Origin of the sequence: Prauserella alba (assembly GCF_024171735.1) — a bacterium.
In the GTDB taxonomy this organism is placed as follows: domain Bacteria; phylum Actinomycetota; class Actinomycetes; order Mycobacteriales; family Pseudonocardiaceae; genus Prauserella; species Prauserella alba.
Window position 1 is genome coordinate 1,471,817 of the sequence record NZ_JAMTCH010000003.1, and the last position, 17,787, is coordinate 1,489,603.

At 71.4% G+C, this 17,787-nt stretch carries 11 protein-coding genes; 6 read left to right on the forward strand and 5 right to left on the reverse strand.

All coding sequences use genetic code 11. The features are described 5' to 3' along the window. The first annotated feature begins 239 nt into the window (after nt 1-239). Entirely contained in the window at nt 240-2,279 is a 2,040-nt protein-coding gene (locus LY12_RS06730; RefSeq protein ID WP_253854037.1) for an acyltransferase family protein, read from the forward strand. Between the two features lie 57 nt (nt 2,280-2,336). Here the strand turns inward: LY12_RS06730 and LY12_RS06735 are convergent, their stop codons facing one another. Beyond that, entirely contained in the window at nt 2,337-2,549 is a 213-nt protein-coding gene (locus LY12_RS06735; protein WP_253854038.1) for a hypothetical protein, read from the reverse strand. 79 nt (nt 2,550-2,628) lie between these two features. Next, nucleotides 2,629-3,723, reverse strand: coding sequence for a CaiB/BaiF CoA transferase family protein (locus LY12_RS06740; RefSeq protein ID WP_253854040.1), 1,095 nt, complete (start codon nt 3,721-3,723; stop codon nt 2,629-2,631). A 263-nt stretch (nt 3,724-3,986) separates the two neighbouring features. Between LY12_RS06740 and LY12_RS06745 the strand changes: the two genes are divergently transcribed. Further along, nucleotides 3,987-4,961, forward strand: a complete 975-nt coding sequence (locus tag LY12_RS06745; protein ID WP_253854042.1) for an NAD(P)H-dependent flavin oxidoreductase — start codon at nt 3,987-3,989, stop codon at nt 4,959-4,961. A gap of 107 nt (nt 4,962-5,068) precedes the next feature. Next, entirely contained in the window at nt 5,069-5,830 is a 762-nt protein-coding gene (locus LY12_RS06750; protein ID WP_253854045.1) for a 3-hydroxyacyl-CoA dehydrogenase, read from the forward strand. A 66-nt stretch (nt 5,831-5,896) separates the two neighbouring features. Here LY12_RS06750 and LY12_RS06755 read toward each other — a convergent pair whose 3' ends face one another. After that, nucleotides 5,897-7,078 (reverse strand): acyl-CoA dehydrogenase family protein, encoded by a 1,182-nt coding sequence (locus LY12_RS06755; protein ID WP_253854047.1) that lies wholly within the window; start codon nt 7,076-7,078, stop codon nt 5,897-5,899. Between the two features lie 49 nt (nt 7,079-7,127). Beyond that, entirely contained in the window at nt 7,128-8,087 is a 960-nt protein-coding gene (locus LY12_RS06760) for an HTD2 family dehydratase (RefSeq protein ID WP_253854049.1), read from the reverse strand. 359 nt (nt 8,088-8,446) lie between these two features. Here LY12_RS06760 and LY12_RS06765 point away from each other — a divergent pair, with 359 nt between their 5' ends. Together LY12_RS06765 and LY12_RS06770 are read left to right on the forward strand one after the other, a co-directional pair. After that, nucleotides 8,447-9,160, forward strand: coding sequence for a GntR family transcriptional regulator (locus LY12_RS06765; RefSeq protein WP_253854051.1), 714 nt, complete (start codon nt 8,447-8,449; stop codon nt 9,158-9,160). Between the two features lie 360 nt (nt 9,161-9,520). Continuing rightward, nucleotides 9,521-15,049: an ATP-binding protein gene (locus LY12_RS06770; protein ID WP_253854962.1), complete on the forward strand. Its 5,529-nt coding sequence runs from the start codon at nt 9,521-9,523 to the stop codon at nt 15,047-15,049. Between the two features lie 64 nt (nt 15,050-15,113). Here LY12_RS06770 and LY12_RS06775 read toward each other — a convergent pair whose 3' ends face one another. Continuing rightward, nucleotides 15,114-16,124, reverse strand: coding sequence for a sulfite exporter TauE/SafE family protein (locus tag LY12_RS06775; RefSeq protein WP_253854053.1), 1,011 nt, complete (start codon nt 16,122-16,124; stop codon nt 15,114-15,116). Nucleotides 16,125-16,523: 399 nt separating this feature from the next. Between LY12_RS06775 and LY12_RS06780 the strand changes: the two genes are divergently transcribed. Then, a complete protein-coding gene (locus tag LY12_RS06780) occupies nt 16,524-17,735 on the forward strand; it encodes an ROK family transcriptional regulator (protein WP_372493480.1) in 1,212 nt (403 codons plus the stop codon). The last annotated feature ends 52 nt before the right edge of the window (nt 17,736-17,787 follow it).

Here is a 17,787-nt window from a genome sequence, read left to right on the forward strand (position 1 = left end):
CCGGCGGTGGGCGGCGCGCGGACGTCGCGCTCCCCGAACGTCCCGGCCGCGGCCAGGCCCGCGTTCGCACCCTCTCCCGACGCGGTGACCAGGGGAGACGTACATCGTTTCCGATTTTCCCGGCGGCGGAGCCAACCTTTTCGGCGCATTCTGCGTCACAGTGCACGGAAGTGGTGGAAACCACCTGAATGGGGGTTGGCATCATGGAGCGCCGGTAAAGAAGGAGAGTGAGGTACGCCGTGACGCAGTCGCCGCCAGCGCCGCCGGAGGTGTCGACGCCGGTCGCCCCGGCACCGGGCAAGACCCGGTACCGGCCCGAACTGCAGGGCCTTCGCGCGCTCGCCTGTGCGCTGGTGGTCATCTACCACGTGTGGCTGGACCGGGTCTCCGGCGGCGTGGACGTGTTCTTCTTCGTCACCGGTTTCCTCATCACCGGACAGCTCTTCCGCGCGAGCCTGCGCGACCGGGTGCGGTTCCGCGCCACCTGGGGCCGGTTCGTCAAACGGCTCTTCCCGGCGATGATGACCGTCCTCGTCGGCACCGTCATCGGCGCCTACTTCCTGCTGCCGGAGACGCGCTGGGAGCAGACCGCGGGTGAGATCGTCGCCTCGGCCCTGTTCTTCGAGAACTGGCAGCTGGCGGCCCAGTCCGCCGACTACTTCGCCCAGCACGACCAGGCGAGCATCGTGCAGCACTTCTGGTCGCTGTCCATCCAGGGCCAGTTCTACCTCGTGTGGCCACTGTTGATCGCCGCGTTCGCGTTCGTCGTCAAGCGGCTCGGCGGGAACCTGCACCGGTGGCTGATCGGCCTGCTGACGGTGCTGACGGCCGGGTCGCTGGCCTACTCGGTGTACCTCACGGCCGCGGACCAGCAGTTCGCCTACTTCATGTCGGCGACCCGCGTGTGGGAGTTCGCCATCGGCGGGCTCGTGGCGCTGGCCATCGACAAGCTGGCCGTGCCGAGGGCACTCCGGGTGCTGCTCGGCTGGCTCGGCGTCGCGGGCCTCGTGCTGTGCGGCCTGGTGCTGCAGGTCGGCACCATGTTCCCCGGCTACGTGGCACTGTGGCCGGTCGTGGCGGCCGCGCTGGTCCTGGTGGCCGGTCAAACGGGCACGGTGCTCGGCGCCGACCGCATCCTCTCGTCACGGCTGCTGAACTACCTGGGCAACCTCAGCTTCTCGCTGTATCTGTGGCACTGGCCCGTGCTGCTGTTCTACGTGATGCTGCGGGACCGGCCCGAGGTCGGCCTGCGCGGCGGTGCGGTCGTCATCGCCGTGTCGCTGGCACTGGCGATGCTGACCTATCACCTGGTGGAACAGCCGGTACTGCGGGCGAAACTGGACACGCGCACCGTGTGGGGGTCCTACCGGGTCGGCGCGGCGACGCTCGCGGTCGTGCTCGCCCTGGCGGGTGCGTGGCAGCTGGCTGCCGTCGAACGGGCCACGTTCGTGCAGAAGGAGGACGACCCGGCCTACCCCGGCGCGGAAGTCCTCTCGCCCGACGGGCCCCGTGCCGCCGGCGACGCCGAACCGATCCCGCCGTTCGCGGCGCTGCCCAAGCAGTACGACAACTTCACCGAGGAGCAGTGCCGCCACTCGGACAAGAACGAGATCGTGATCATCTGCAACGAAAGCCTGCATCCGAACCCGACGCGGCGCATCGTCGTTGCAGGCGACTCGCATTCGCAGCAGTTCAACGCCGCACTGCGGCCCGCGGCGGAGAAGGCGGGCTGGGAGATCATCTCCATGGGCCGCGGCGGCTGCCCGCTCACCACGGTGGCGCCCAACAACCCGGAGTGCACGGCCTGGAACGAGACGGTCATGCAGGAGATCCTCGAGATCAAGCCCGACGCCGTGTTCACCATGGCCAGCCGGGACGCCCACCCGCTGCGGGACGAGGTCACCCCACCCGGCTACGTCGAGCAGTGGCGGACGCTGGAGGAGGCGGGCATCCCGGTGATCGCCGCCCGTGACAACCCGCGGTACAACCGCTCCCTGGCCGAGTGTGCCGAGAAGCGCGGTGTGGACCACCCGTCGTGCTCGGTCTCGCGCGAGAAGGTCTACGACCCCCAGCCGTCGTGGACGGCGGTGGAGAACATGCCGCAGAACGTGCACTTCGCCGACTTCAGCGACTACTTCTGCACGCCGACCGAATGCCCGCCGATGATCGGGAACGTGCTGGTCTACCTGGACAACAACCACATCACGAAGGCGTACATGAAGACGTTGGCGCCGATGGTGCGGGAGCGCCTGTCCGGGATCCTCGACCGCGTCGGCTGAGCACGCCGCGACCCGGCCGGGGCGAGGCGATTTCCCGCCGCCCCGGCCGGGTCCACCTCATTCGCGGCGGCGGCTCTTCGCCCGCTGATAGAAGTACGCGGCCCAGAAACCGACGGCCGCGAGGACCATCACGACGGCGAACACCCACATGCCGAGGTTCGGCTCGACCTCGGTCAGCATGAACGCGACCGCCGCCACGGCCAGCACGGACAGCGCGATCATGCCGTGCACGACGCGGCGCGGGATCTCGATGTCGGCCATGCCGGTCATCCTGCCAAGGCTTCCCGTCCCGCCGGTGACCGGTCCGGGTGCGGGCGGGCGGTGTGCCGCGTTGCCGGGCAGCTCCCGGTCAGAGCCCCCAGTCGGCCGTCACGGCGTCGTTGTCGGAACCCGGCCGGTGCGGCGGGTCGGGTACCGGCGGGCTCGTGCGCGAGAAGCGCGGTGCGGGGGCGGGCTGCACCACCCCGTCGATCTCGATGAACGTCTGCCGCGCCGCGACGTGGGGATGGTCGGCGACCTCGTCCCAGGTCAGCACGGGGGTGACGCACGCGTCGGTGCCGTCGAAGACGGCGGCCCACTCGTCCCGCGTGCGGCTCGCGAAGACCTGCGTGAACCGTGCCCGCAACGCGGGCCAGCCGGAGCGGTCGTTCTGGTCGGGCAGCGCCTCGGCAGCGAGGCCGAGACCGTCGATCAGGTGTGCGTAGAACTGCGATTCGAGCGCGCCGACCGCGACGTACCGGCCGTCCGAGCAGACGTAGGTGTCGTAGAACGGGGCACCCGAGTCGAGCAGATTGCCCGCGCGCTCCGAGGACCAGGCGCCGACGCCGCGCAGTGCCCAGAGCAGCTGGGTGAGCACGCTCGCACCGTCGACCATCGCCGCGTCGACCACCTGGCCACTGCCGGAACGCTCGCGCTCCCACAACGCCGAGAGGACGCCGGTGAGCAGGAACATGGAACCGCCGCCGTAGTCACCGACGAGGTTGAGCGGCGGCGGGGGCGGCTCCTCGGCCCGGCCGATCGCGTGCAGCGACCCGGTCAGGCTGATGTAGTTGATGTCGTGGCCCGCCTGCCTCGCCATCGGCCCGTCCTGGCCCCAGCCGGTCATCCGCCCGTAGACGAGCCGCGGGTTGGCCGCGGTGCATTCGTCGGGCCCGAGGCCGAGCCGCTCGGCCACGCCCGGCCGGAACCCTTCGAGCAGCACGTCGGCCCGTGCCACGAGGTCGCGGACGAACCGCGTTCCGTCGGCGTCCTTGAGGTCGGCCGCCACCGAACGCTTGCCCCGCATCAGATGGTCGAGTTCGCCGCCGTGGATGTCGAGCGCGCCGGACGGGCGCTCCACCCGGACGACGTCCGCGCCGAGATCGGCCAGGATCATGCCGGCGTGCGGAACCGGTCCGATGGCGGGCAGTTCCACGACTTTCAGACCACTGAGAGGGCCAGGCACGTTGTCGTTCACCTCGTCGTTCGGGCGTTGGTTGTGGGCCGACTCCGTCACAGTAGCGGGCAGGCGCCTCGATGGTGCGTGATCACCATGCTCCCCGCCGCCCGCCGGATGGGGAGACGTACGTCACGAGTGACGTGGCGCCCCCATGGTTACGCTGCGAGGTAAGCGCACGCTTTCCTGGTCGGCGACGGTGCTATCTCCGGTGCCGCCGGTGTTGTTGGCGGAGCTTCGACGGCTCCCGACGTCCTGCGAAAGGAAACGCAATGGTTCGCACGCGATTCTGCGACGTGTTCGGCGTCGACCATCCGATCGTGCAGGGCGGGATGCAGTGGGTCGGCACGGCCGAACTGGTCTCGGCCGTGGCCAACGCAGGAGCACTCGGCTTCCTCACGGCGCTGACGCAGCCGACCCCCGAGGATCTGGCCAAGGAGATCGCACGCTGCCGAGAGATGACCGACAGGTCGTTCGGGGTGAACCTGACGATCCTGCCGTCGATCAACCCGCCGCCGTACGCCGAGTACCGCGACGTGATCGTCGAATCCGGCATTCCCGTGGTCGAGACCGCCGGGTTCAACCCCGCCGAGCACCTGCCGACGTTCCAGGGCGGCGGGGTGAAGGTGCTGCACAAGTGCACGAGCGTGCGCCACGCCGTGAAGGCTCAGGAGCTGGGCGTCGACGGCATCTCCATCGACGGGTTCGAATGCGCGGGCCATCCCGGTGAGGACGACATCCCGGGACTGGTGCTGATCCCCGCGGCCGCCGACAAGGTCACCATCCCGATGGTGGCCTCCGGCGGGTTCGGCGACGCCCGAGGGCTGGTCGCGGCGCTCGCACTCGGTGCCGACGGCATCAACATGGGCACGCGTTTCGTCGCCACCAGGGAAGCGCCGGTGCACCAGAACGTCAAACAGGCCATGGTCGACCACAGCGAGCGCGACACCGAGCTGATCTTCCGTCCGCTGCGCAACACCGCGCGGGTCGCGAGCAACAGCGTCAGCCGCGAAGTCGTGTCCATTCTGGACGACGGGGGCGCGTTCGAGGACGTGCGGGACCTCGTCGCCGGCAACCGCGGCCGCACCCGGGTACTGGAGGAGGGTGACACCGACGGCGGCATCTGGTCGGCCGGCCTGGTGCAGGGCCTCATCCAGGACATCCCGACGGTCGCCGACCTCGTCTCGCGCATCGCGGGCGGCGCCGACGAGCTGATCAACGACCGGCTCGCCGGGCTGGTGCACTGAGGCACGACAACCCGAGACACGCGAACCCGGCGCCGCCGGGCAACGCCCCGGGCGCTGCTGCCCGGGCACAAGCCTGTACATCGTCGTACACCGGAGGAGAAGAACGCATGGACATCGCAGGATCGGTCGCACTGGTCACCGGCGGAGCGTCCGGTCTCGGACTCGCCACCGTGCGCGAGCTGCACGGGCAGGGCGCGAAGATCGTGATCCTCGACCTGCCGTCGTCGGACGGCGAGACCGTCGCCCAGCAGCTGGGCGAGAACGTCGTGTTCGCCCCGGGCGACGTGACGAAGGAGGACGACGTCGCAGCAGCCGTCGACGCCGCCGCGAACCTCGGCCCGCTGCGGATCACGGTCAACTGCGCGGGGATCGGCAACGCGGTCAAGACCGTGTCGAAGAAGGGCGCGTTCCCGCTCGCCGACTTCACCAAGGTCGTGAACATCAACCTCATCGGCACGTTCAACGTCATCCGGCTCGCCGCCGAGCGTATGTCGCAGACCGAGGAGGTCGGCGAGGAGCGCGGCGTCATCGTCAACACCGCGTCGGTGGCCGCCTACGACGGCCAGGTCGGCCAGGCCGCGTACTCGGCGTCGAAGGGCGGCATCGTCGGCATGACCCTGCCGATCGCCCGGGACCTGGCGAGCCTGAAGATCCGCGTGGTCACGATCGCGCCGGGCCTGTTCGAGACCCCACTGTTCGCGGGCCTGCCCGAGGACGCCGTCAAGTCGCTCGGCGAGCAGGTGCCGCACCCCTCACGGCTGGGCGACCCGGCCGAGTACGGCTCGCTGGCGCGGCACATCGTCGAGAATCCGATGCTCAACGGGGAGACCATCCGGCTCGACGGCGCGATCCGCATGGCCCCGCGCTGACGGCATGCCCGCGACGTCCGGGTCGGCGCCGCCCTGCGCGGCGGCGCCGACCCGGGCCGCGGGCGGTCAGAGCCCGTCGCGGGCCACCAGCTGGGAGACGATCACGTTCCGCTGGATCTCGTTCGTGCCCTCGCCGACGATCATCAACGGTGCGTCCCGGAAGTAGCGTTCGACGTCGAACTCGGTCGAATAGCCGTACCCACCGTGCACCCGCACCGCGTTCAGGGCGATCTCCATCGCCGTCTCGGAGCAGAACAGTTTGGCCATGCCGGCCTCCATGTCCGCGCGCTGTCCCGAGTCGTAGCGCCGCGCCGCGTGCAGCAGCAGCTGCCGCGCCGCGGTGAGCTTGGTGCCCATCTCCGCGAGGTGGTTGCCGACCGACTGGTGCTGCCAGATCGGAACACCGAACGACTCACGTTCCTGCGCATAGCGGAGCGCGTCGTCGAACGCCGCGCGCGCGACGCCGGTGGCCCGGGCGGCGACCTGGATGCGGCCGACCTCGAGCCCCCGCATCATCTGCCCGAATCCCTTGCCTTCGACCCCGCCGAGCAGCGCATCGCAGGGCACCCGGCAGTCGTCGAACGTGAGCTCGCAGCTCTCGACGCCCTTGTACCCGAGTTTCGGCAGGTCACGGGAGACCGAGAAACCCGGTGTGTCCTTCTCCACCAGCAGCACGCTGATGCCGCGATGGGCCGGTTCGGCAGCCGGATCGGTCTTGCACAGCACGGCCACCAGCCCGGCGCGGCGGGCGTTGCTGATCCAGGTCTTCGCACCGTTGAGTACGTAACCGGCTGAGGAGTCCCCATTACCGTCGGCGGGTGCGGCGACCGTCCGCATCGCCTGCAGGTCCGACCCGCCGCCGGGCTCGGTGAGCGCCATCGTCGCGCGCAGCTCGCCGGTCGCCATCCGCGGCAGGTACCGCTGCTTCTGCTCCTCGGTGCCGTAGGCCGACAGCAGCTTCGCGACGACCGTGTGCCCGCCCATCGCACCGGCGAGGCTCATCCACCCACGGGCGAGCTCCTCGGTCACGAGCGCATAGCACGGCGCCGAGACCTGTACGTCCCCGTAGGGCTCCGGCACGGCCAGGCCGAAGATCCCGAGCTGCTTCATCTGCTCGATGAGCGCCTCGGGGTAGGTGTTGTCGTGTTCCAGTTGCCGCACCACCGGACGCACGTCGCGATCGACGAAGTCACGCACGGTCTCCACAATGGCCTGTTCGGCCGTATCCAGGTCGGCTTCGGTCGTCACTACCGGCTTCCTCTCCGAAGATGTCGTCTCGTTGCCCGGCGGTTGCCGGTCAGCCGCGGAACCGCACGTCCGCGGTCGCGTGCCGGTCGTCGGCGGCGCTCGCGACGGTCATGGCCGCCCCGCCGGTCTCGTCCGGGCCGCCGCGGACGAGGATCGGCATGCCGCTGAAGACCGGGCGCCGCAGCCGGAACCGCACCTCGGTCACCGGCCGGGAATCGGCGCGCCCGACGGCCTCCAGCATCAGCAGCACGAGCAGCGGCCCGTGGACGACCAGCCCCGGATAGCCCTCGACGTTCCTGGCGTAGGGCGCGTCGTAGTGGATGCGGTGCGCGTTGGCCGTCAGCGCGCTGAACCGGAACAGCGCCACCTCCGAGGTGTCCGGGACCAGTCGCCACGGCTCCTCGGCGTCCGGCGGTGGATCGCCAGGCACGTCGAAGGTGCGCGGTCCCTCGTCGCCGGAGCGGTACACGTAGTCCAGCTCGTCGGTGACACACAGTTCGCCGTCCTGGTACCAGTCGCTCCGGACGGTCACGAACGCGAGCTGACCGCTGCGGCCGTCCTTGACGGTGCATTCGGTCATCGACGACGTGCGTTCGACGGCGTTCCCGACGACGAGGGGGCGGGGAGACCGCACCCGCCCGCCCGCGAACATCCGCCTGCGGTCCGGGACGGGCGGCAGGAACGGCCCGGTGAGCGGATGCCCGTCCGGCCCGAGCCGGTGCTGCTCGGGCCAGTCGAGCAGGTGGAGCCAGTGCCACAGCGGGGGGAGCGGGTCGCCGGCTACCGCGGCCGCCGGCCGGTCGAACAGGGCCGACAACGCCGCCACGGGTTCCGCCGCGACGATCCCGGCGTCGCCGACCGGCGGCGGGTTCCAGCCGTCGAGGTGATCCCGCAGGTCCGCGGTGCCGTTCGGGTCCATGGTGGTGCCGGTCTTCGCGGTGCTGCCCGTCCCTGCGGCGCCGCCCGTCCCTGTAGCGCCGTGCGGCGTCGCCGTTCCGTTCGGATCCATGTCACTCCTGCTGATCGTGTCGACGGTTGCGGGCGGCCGGTGTGACCGGCGCAGGTGCGCCGACGCGGGTCCACGGCCGATCCGCACGCCGGTCGCGCGGCACCACCTCCCGCGGTCGGCGAACGGTCGACGCGGGCGGCACGGCGGGCGCTCGGCGCACCTCCGTTGCGCTGTGCCTGCTCCGTCGGCCTGTGTCCGTCGGCCGGCGCCTCCCACGGTGGGTGTATTCTATAGAATCCTGCCGCAGTGGTCGACCGTGTGGGACGCATCACCCGGTCCGCCACGGACTGCCGGCGCGGCGGGCAGCACCGTCCGCCGGCGCGGACGGAGGTGATCACGGTCCCGCCTAGAATCGAACGGTGACCGACAACGCAGAAGCGGCGCTCCACGGCCGGGCGGTGCCTGCCCGGCCCGGCCCGTTCGGTGACAAGCAGCAGCTGAGCGAGCGCGTCGCCGCGTACGTGCGCGAGGGCATCATGGTCGGCGAGTTCCCGCCGGGGGAGTTCGTTCGCACCGAGCACCTCGCGGCGCAGCTCGGCGTCAGCCAGACGCCGGTCCGCGAGGCGCTCATGATCCTGCACAGTGAAGGCTCGGTGCGGTGGGAGCCGCGGCGTGGCTACCGCGTGGTGGCGCTCACCGGCCGGGACGTACGCGACCTGTTCCAGGTACAGGCCTACATCGCCGGAGAACTGGCTGCCCGCGCCGCCGAGCACCTCGACGACGCCGAGATCGCCCGCCTGTGCTCGGTCCAGGACGAGCTCGCCGACGCCGAGCGGGCGGGCGACACCGACCTGGTCGACAGTCTGAACCACGAGATCCACCGGACGGTCAACAAGGCCTCGGGGTCGGCGCGGATGGCCTCGCTGCTGAACCTGACCGTCAACTACGTGCCGCTGCGGTTCTTCGGCACGATCGAAGGCTGGCCGTCGGCGTCGGCCCGGGACCACTCGGCGATCCTGGCGGCGCTGCGCGCCAGGGACCCGGAGGCCGCCCGCCGCGCGATGACGGGGCACATCGAGCACATCGGCGAACTGCTCGTCGCCCACCTGACCGGCCACGGCCTCCTGGCCTGACCCGCACCGGCCTCCCGCGCGGCGGAATGCGGCCGGCCGTCGGCGCGTTCGGCGGCGGTGGCGGGCCGGTCGCGGCGGCGACCGTGATGGCTGCCCACGCTCGTACCGCCCGCGTCCCACCGCGTCGATTTTTGGTGGTTCTCTACAAACCGCCCCGGTGCGACGTGGCGGCTGCGATCATTCCGGAGCCGGCGCCCGTCCGGGGAAGCTGTGGAAGCGCGGACGGACGTGTGCCGGGACCCGGTTCGCCCGTGTCCGCGCGCGTGTCGCGGACACTGCCGTCCGAACGCGAAGAACCCGAACGCGAAAGCCCGGAGTCACCGCCCGGGACGTGACAGCAGGTTGTGAGGTTTGCCCAGGTTGTTCACCCGCATCGCCATCGTCAACAGAGGTGAGGCCGCGATGCGGCTCATCCGTGCCGTGCGCGAACTCAACGCCGAGGACGGGGGTCGTCGCGAGACGATCGCTTTCCACACCGACGTCGACCGCGGCGCCACGTTCGTGCGGGAAGCGGATCACGCCTGGGAACTGGGCAACGCCGCCGACCGGCCCTACCTGGACATGGCGGTGCTGGAGCGCGCGCTGACCGGTTCGGGAGCGGACGCGGCCTGGGTCGGCTGGGGTTTCGTGGCCGAGGACCCGGCGTTCGCGGAGCTGTGTGAACGGCTCGGCGTGGCCTTCGTCGGCCCGTCCCCGGAGGCGATGCGCAAACTCGGCGACAAGATCGGCGCCAAGCTGATCGCCGAGGAGGTCGGCGTGCCCGTCGCGCCGTGGAGCCGTGGTCCGGTCGACGGGCTCGACGGCGCACTCGACGCCGCGGGCGGCATCGGCTACCCACTGATGCTGAAGGCGACCGCGGGCGGCGGCGGACGTGGCATCCGGGTGGTCGAGACCGCCGATGATCTGGCGGAAGCCTACGAACGGACCAGCGCCGAGGCCGAGCGTGCGTTCGGCAGCGGCGTGGTGTTCCTTGAGCGGCTCGTCACCGGGGCACGGCACGTCGAGGTGCAGGTGATCGCCGACGGCCAGGGCACGGCCTGGGCGCTCGGCGTGCGCGACTGCTCGGTGCAGCGCCGCAACCAGAAGGTGATCGAGGAGTCGGCGTCGGTGCGGCTCGATGCCGAGCAGGTGGCCGACCTCAAGGCCTCGGCCGAACGACTCGCACTGGCCGTCGGATACCGCGGTGCGGCGACCGTCGAGTTCCTGTACCACCCCGGTGAGCGGCTGCTGGCGTTCCTCGAGGTCAACACCCGCCTGCAGGTCGAACACCCCATCACCGAGGCGACGACGTCGTTCGACCTGGTCAAGGCGCAACTGCACGTGGCCGAAGGCGGCGCGCTGACCGGCCCGCAGCCGCAGGAGGCCGGGCACGCCGTCGAGGCGCGGCTCAACGCCGAGGACCCCGACCGCGACTTCGCGCCGGCTCCCGGGCACATCTCCCTGCTGAATCTGCCGAGCGGTCCCGGGGTCCGCGTCGACACCGGCGTCGGTGCCGGCGACGACATCCCCGCCGACTTCGACTCGATGATCGCGAAGATCATCACCTACGGCCGCACCCGGGACGAGGCGCTCGCCCGGCTGCGCCGTGCCGTCCGGGACACGACCGTGCTCATCGACGGCGGTGCCACGAACAAGAGCTTCCTGCTCGACCTGCTGGACGCGCCCGAGGTGATCGACGGCAGCGCCGACACGGGCTGGATCGACCGGGTGCGCGCGGAGGGCAGGCTCGCGTCCCACCGACACTCGGGGGTCGCGCTGGCCGCGGCGGCCGTCGAGGCCTACGAGGAGGGCGAGCAGGCGGAGCGGCAGCGGCTGCTCGCCACGGCTCACGGTGGGCGGCCCCAGGTGCGGCACGACGGTGCCACGGCGATCGACCTGAAGCTGCGGGGTGCGGGCTATCGCGTGACCATCGCGCGCACCGGGCCCCGGCGGTTCCGCGTCGAGATCGACGGGGCGGGCACGGCACCGGCGTTCGACGTGACGCTCGAACGATTCGACGACCGCAGCGGCCAGGTCACCGTGCACGGCCACCGGTACCGGCTCGTGACCGGCACGCACGGGCCGGTGCACCTGGTCGAGGTCGACGGCGTGACCCACCGGGTCAGCCGCGACGAGGGCGGTGTGCTGCGTTCACCGGCCCCCGCTCTCGTCGTGGCCACACCGATCGAGCCGGGCGACGAGGTCGAGGCGGGCGCGCCGGTGCTCGTGCTGGAGAGCATGAAGATGGAGACGGTGCTGCGGGCGCCGTTCCGCGGCAGGCTGGTGCAGCGCCCGGTGTCGGTCGGCAGCCAGGTCGAGGCCGGTGCGCCGCTGTTGCGGCTCGAACCGATGGCCGACGAGGACACCGCCGAGCCAGCCGAGACCGCCGAGTCCGTGCAGCGCGTGGATCTCGAGTTGCCCGCCGCGCCCCCGGAAGGAACCGCGACCGAGCAGGTCGGCCGTGGTCTGGACCGGTTGCACTGGCGGCTGCTCGGCTTCGACATCGGCCCCGACGAGGACGCCGGTGCGCCCGCCGGGTACCTGAAGGCCCGCGTCCAGCTGGCCGACGACGGAACCCGCCCGCTGGCCGAGGAGGCCGGGCTGCTGCGGGTGTTCGGGGACCTGTGCGAGCTGACGCGCAACCGGCCCGCCGCGGGCGGGCAGCCCGAGCAGGACGACGCCGAGGCGAATGTCCATAGTGCACGCGAGTACTTCCACACGTACCTGCAGAGCCTCGACACCGAGCGTGCCGGGCTGTCCGAGGGGTTCCTGGCCAAGCTGACCCGCGTGCTCGGGCACTACGGCGTCGCCGAACTCGACCGCACCCCGGAGCTGGAAGAGGCGGTCTTCCGGATCTTCCTGGCGCAGCAGCGCGGCGCGGCCGACGCCGCCGTCGTGACGGCGGTGCTGCAGCAGTGGCTGACCGAACCGGCTCCGCCGGAGTCCGTGCGGCTGACCGTCGGGGAGGCGCTTGAGCACCTCGTCGTGGCGACCCAGCTGCGGTTCCCGGTGGTCACGGACCTGGCGCGGAGCCTGGTGTTCCGGTGGTTCGGCCAGCCCATGTACCGGCGCAACCGGGCCGAGAGCTACACCGCGGTGCGCAAGCACCTGCGGCATCTCGACGCGCAACCGGACGCGGCCGACCGGGAGGAACGCATCGCCGCCATGGTCGCGACGCCGGAACCGCTCGTCCGGGTGCTCGCCCAGCGCATGGTGCGTCCCGGCACCGATCAGCGGCCGATGCTCGAGGTGCTCGCCCGGCGGTACTACGGTTCCCGGCGGCTGCACGGGATCGACACGGCCCGCAGCGCCGGGTTCGACTGCGTCACCGGTGAGTACCGCCCCGGCGGTTCCGATCCGGAGCGGTACCGGCTCGTCAGCACCGCGACCGACATGGCCCGGTTCGGCGACGCGCTCGGCGCCGTCGCCACACTGGCCGGCGACGGGCCGAGCGACGGACAGGCCGACGTGGTGGCCGACGTCTACGTGACCTGGGCCGACCAGCCCGGCGACGCCGACGCGATGGCCGAGCGGCTCCGGAGTGAGCTCGCGGCGGCTCCGCTGCCCGACCGCACGGTGCGCGTCACGGCCAGTGTCGCGGGCCGCACCGGAGCGGCCATGCACCACCACTTCACGTTCACGGCCACGGCCGACGGGCTGGTCGAGGACCGGGTGATCCGCGGATTGCACCCGATGATCGCGCAGCGGCTGCAGCTGCCGCGGTGGCGCAACTTCGACCTGACGCGGTTGCCGTCGGACGACGAGGAGGTCTACCTCTACCGCGCGGTGGCCAAGGGCAACGAGGCCGACGAACGCCTCGTGGCGATGGCGCAGGTGCGCGATCTGACGCCGTTGAAGGACGAGGACTCCGGCCGGATCCTGGCGCTGCCGGACGTCGAGGACACGCTCGACGCGTGTGTGGCGGCGATCCGCCAGCAGCAGGCGGGCCGTCCGGCCAAGAAGCGACTCGACACCAACCGGGTGCTGCTGTACGTGTGGCCGCCCAACCGGCTGACGCTCGACGAGGTGGACGCCATCGCACGCCGCGTGCTGCCGACCACTGCGGGCGCGGGCCTGGAGGAGGTGCTCCTGATCGGCCGCCGGTCGGACGAGGAGCACGGCGAACTGCGCGACACCGCCGTGCGGATCGGCTACGACGTCGGTTCCGGCGTGAAGGTCGAGGTCGTCGACCCGCCGTCCGAGGACATCCGGCCGCTCGACGACTACGGCCAGAAGGTGCTGCGGGCCCGGCGCCGCGGCGCGGTGTACCCGTACGAGCTCACCGCGATGCTCGCCGGACGCGACGGGACGTTCACCGAACACGATCTGGACGAGGCGGGCGTGCTCGTTCCCGTCGACCGGCCGAAGGGCCACAACACGGCGGGGATCGTCGCGGGCGTGGTGACCACCCCGACGGCGGTGCATCCCGACGGGATGGCCCGCGTGGTGCTGCTGGGCGATCCGACGAAGTCGCTGGGGTCGCTGTCCGAACCGGAGTGTGCGCGCGTGGTCGCCGCGCTGGACCTGGCCGACCGGATGCAGGTGCCGGTCGAATGGTTCGCCCTGTCGGCGGGTGCGCGCATCGCCATGGACTCGGGTACCGAGAACATGGACTGGGTCGCGGCGGCGCTGAAGCGCATCGTGGAGTTCACCCAGGCGGGCGGCGAGATCAACATCGTGGTGGCCGGGATCAACGTCGGTGCCCAGCCGTACTGGAACGCCGAGGCCACGATGCTGATGCACACCAAGGGGATCCTGGTGATGACACCGGATTCGGCGATGGTGCTGACCGGCAAGCAGTCGCTGGACTTCTCCGGTGGCGTCTCGGCCGAGGACAACTTCGGCATCGGCGGCTACGACCGCGTGATGGGGCCGAACGGGCAGGCGCAGTACTGGGCCGCCGACCTGGCGGGGGCGCGCGACGTGCTGATGCGGCACTACGACCACACGTACGTGGCAGCGGGGGAGACCGAGCCACGGGCGGCGGGCACGACCGACCCGGTCGGCCGCGACGTGTCCGGGTTCCCGCACCACGTGGCGGGCAGCGACTTCAGCACCGTCGGGGAGATCTTCTCTGCCGAGTCCAACCCGGACCGCAAGAAGCCGTTCGACATCCGCACCGTGATGCGAGCGCTGTCCGATCAGGACCACCCGGTGCTGGAACGCTGGGCGGGCATGGCCGATGCGGACACCGCCGTCGTGCAGGACGTGCACCTGGGTGGGCGTCCGGTGTGCCTGCTGGGCATCGAGTCCCGGCCGGTGCCCCGCCGCGGGTTCCCGCCGACCGACGGGCCGGACACCTACACCGCGGGCACGCTGTTCCCCCGGTCGTCGAAGAAGGCCGCCCGCGCGATCAACGCGACCAGCGGCAACCGGCCGCTCGTGGTGCTGGCGAACCTGTCCGGGTTCGACGGCAGTCCCGAATCGATGCGCAAGCTCCAGCTGGAGTACGGCGCGGAGATCGGCAGGGCGATCGTCAACTTCGACGGGCCGATCGTGTTCTGCGTGATCTCGCGGTACCACGGGGGCGCGTTCGTGGTGTTCTCCAAGGCGCTCAACCCGAACATGACGGTACTGGCGGTCGACGGGTCGTACGCCTCGGTGCTCGGCGGTGCTCCGGCCGCGGCGGTGGTGTTCTCCGGGGACGTCGACGCGCGCACTGCAGCGGATCCGCGTGTGCAGGAGGCACAGCGCGCCGCGGCTGCCGCGGAGGGCGGCGACCGTGCCGCGGCCGCCGCGACGCTGGCCGAGGTGCGAGCCGAGGTGCGGGCCGACAAGCTCGGCGAGGTGGCCGCGGAGTTCGACGGCATCCACAGCATCGCCCGCGCCGTCGAGGTCGGCTCGGTCGACGAGGTCATCCGGCCGGAACAGCTGCGCCCGGCGATCATCGAGGCGATCGGACGGTCCTGACCGCTGCGGCACGGGCCCGCGGGCGGAGCGGGGAGCGCGCGTTCCGCCCGCGGGCCTCGGGCCGTCAGGTGCGTTCGGCCTGCCGGTCCGGGTCGGCGGACGCGGGCCGAGTCGCCGTGCCGACGCCGGGTTCGGTCGCGGTGCCGGGTTCGGTCGTGGTTTCGGGGCGCGCGGTGTCGTCCGGGTCGGTCTCGCCGGCGAGGACGTTCACGCGGCGTTCCGCGCGGATCGAACGGATCGCGGCGGTGAGGCCGGCGGCCCACAGCACTCCGATGCCCGCCAGCACCGCCACGGTCACCGGCGTCGATGCGTCGAGCGAGGCGAGCAGTGCGCGGCTGTTGGTGAACACGATGAGCCCGCCCGCCGCCGCGCCGAGTATCCGCGGCGGAAGTGCGCGCACCAGCCAGGCCGCCAGTGGTGCGGCGATCATGCCGCCGATCATCAGCCCGGCGACGACCGTGTAGTTCATGCCGTCGGTGTGCGACAGGGCGAACAGGAAGCCCACGCTCGCGGCGATCGCCACGATGAACTCGGACGTGTCGACCGAGCCCACGACCTTGCGCGGTTCGAGCCTGCCGGACGACAGCAGGGTCGTGGTCGCGACCGGGCCCCAGCCGCCTCCGCCGCTGGCGTCGACGAACCCGGCGACGACGCCCAACGGGGCGAGGAAGCGCGCGCCGGGCCGCTTCGCAGTGATCAGCGAACCCAGCTCGAGGAACGCGAACCGGATCAGCACGTAGAGGCCGAGCAGCAGCAGGATCGTCGTGATCCACAACTCGGCCGACGACGTGGCCAGTGATGTGAGCACGTAGGCGCCGAGTACCGCACCGGCGGCGCCCGGCAGGGCCAGTGTGGCGACGACACGCCAGTCGACGTTGCGCATCTTCCAGTGCGACAGGCCGGACGCCAGGGTGGTGCCGACCTCGGCCAGGTGTACGGCCGCCGACGCGACCGCAGGCGTGGTGCCGGCCACCAGCAGCGTCGTCGTCGCGGTGACGCCGAACGCCATGCCGAGCGAGCCGTCGACCAACTGGGCCAGGAACCCGGCCATTCCGAACAGGAGCAGTGTGTGCATGCCGACCTCGGTGAATCGAAAGGTGAGCGGCAATTCCTGGGTTGGGTGGAATTGCCCGTATCGGGTGTGTTCGCTGTCGCCGGGAGGCCGGCGTCCCGGTCCCGCGGCGAAACGGATTTCGGACGATCGGCCGCAGGGAGTGGGGCCGGCCGTGTCGGTCGTCCCCAGGTGAATCCGGCTGCGCCCGGCGTCGGATTCGATGTTGGCACGGAAATCGCGACTCGGTCCACCGTTCTCCTGGTATGTGGAATGTGGCCGGGGACACTGTTTTTCTAACTTGGTGAAAAGAAATTCTGCAACACGGCGAAATTAATACCCGGGTGGTTCCGGGGATGGGAAATCCGGTGAGATGGGCGGTGGGCACGTAGGGTTTCGACCGAGGCGAAAGTGAGGTCACCAGTGGCGAGGCGGCTACCGGCGTCGGTCCGGGACATCCCCGGAGCGGGCGGGGTGAGGGAGTCGAACGCGGCCGCGGTGCTGGCCGCGGCGCGGACCGACGGACCGTTGTCGCGTGCCGAGCTCGCACGGTTGACGGGGTTGAGCATGCCGACCGTCAGCAGGCAGGTCACGGCGCTGACGGACCTGGCGTTGCTGCGGGAGGCACCCGAGATGGCGACCGGCGGGGGCATCGGCAGGCCGACGGTGCCGCTGCGGCTCGACGACGACGTGATCGCCGCGTGCGGTATCCACATCGGCATCGTGACCACGACCTACGGTCTGACCAACCTGTCCGGGCAGCTGCTGGGCAGCGAGCGCATCGCGACTCCGCAGGGCTCTGCCACCGACGTGCTGCGCGCCGTCGGCGAAGAGGTGAGCACGTTCCTCGCCGAGTGGCCACAGCGCCACATCATCGGGGTCGGCCTGGCCATCGGAGGGCAGGTCGACGCCGACCGCGGACTGCTCGACCACGGCCCGCTGGGCTGGCGGGGAGTGCCCGCGAGAGCGGTGCTGGAACAGGTCACCGGGCTGCCGGTGCACCTGGACGGGCACGTGCCCGCCATGGCGACCGCCGAGCTGCTGTTCGGCGTGTCCGGACGTGCGGCCAGTTCGCTCTACTTCTACGCCCGGGAGATGGCCGGAGTGGCCGTGGCGGTGGACGGCGTGCTGCACCGCGGCCCTGGCCAGTCGGGCAGCATCGCCCACCTGCCGGTCGGCAGCGACGTGCCCTGCGGGTGCGGGAGGACGGGCTGCCTGGAGGCGACGGTGGCCGAGCGTGCGGTCGTCGAGCGTGCCCGGAGCGCGGGGATCATCACCGGTTCGGCACTGAGCGACCTGGTCGCGGCCGCCGAGACCGACCGCAGGGCGCGCGAGATCCTCACCGAACGGGCGCGGGCGCTCGGCCGGGCGATCGCGATGAGCCGGGACCTGGTCAACCCGGAGCTGGTCGTGCTCGGCGGGCAGGCGATCACGGAGGCGCCGACCTATCTCGACACGGTGCGGGAAGAGTTCGCCGCCGCGACGACACTGCCGGGCACGGACCTGATCACCGTGACCCGGTTCGGGCGGAACGTGCAGGCGATGGCTGCGTGCACGGGTCTGCTCGCGCAGCTCTACGACCACCCGCTGTCGCTGCTCGGCGCCGCCGCGCCGCGCGATCACCGGGAGGTGTGACCGGTCCGGTCACCTCACCACCGGGCGAGGCGTCATCCGGGCGGTGGTGCGG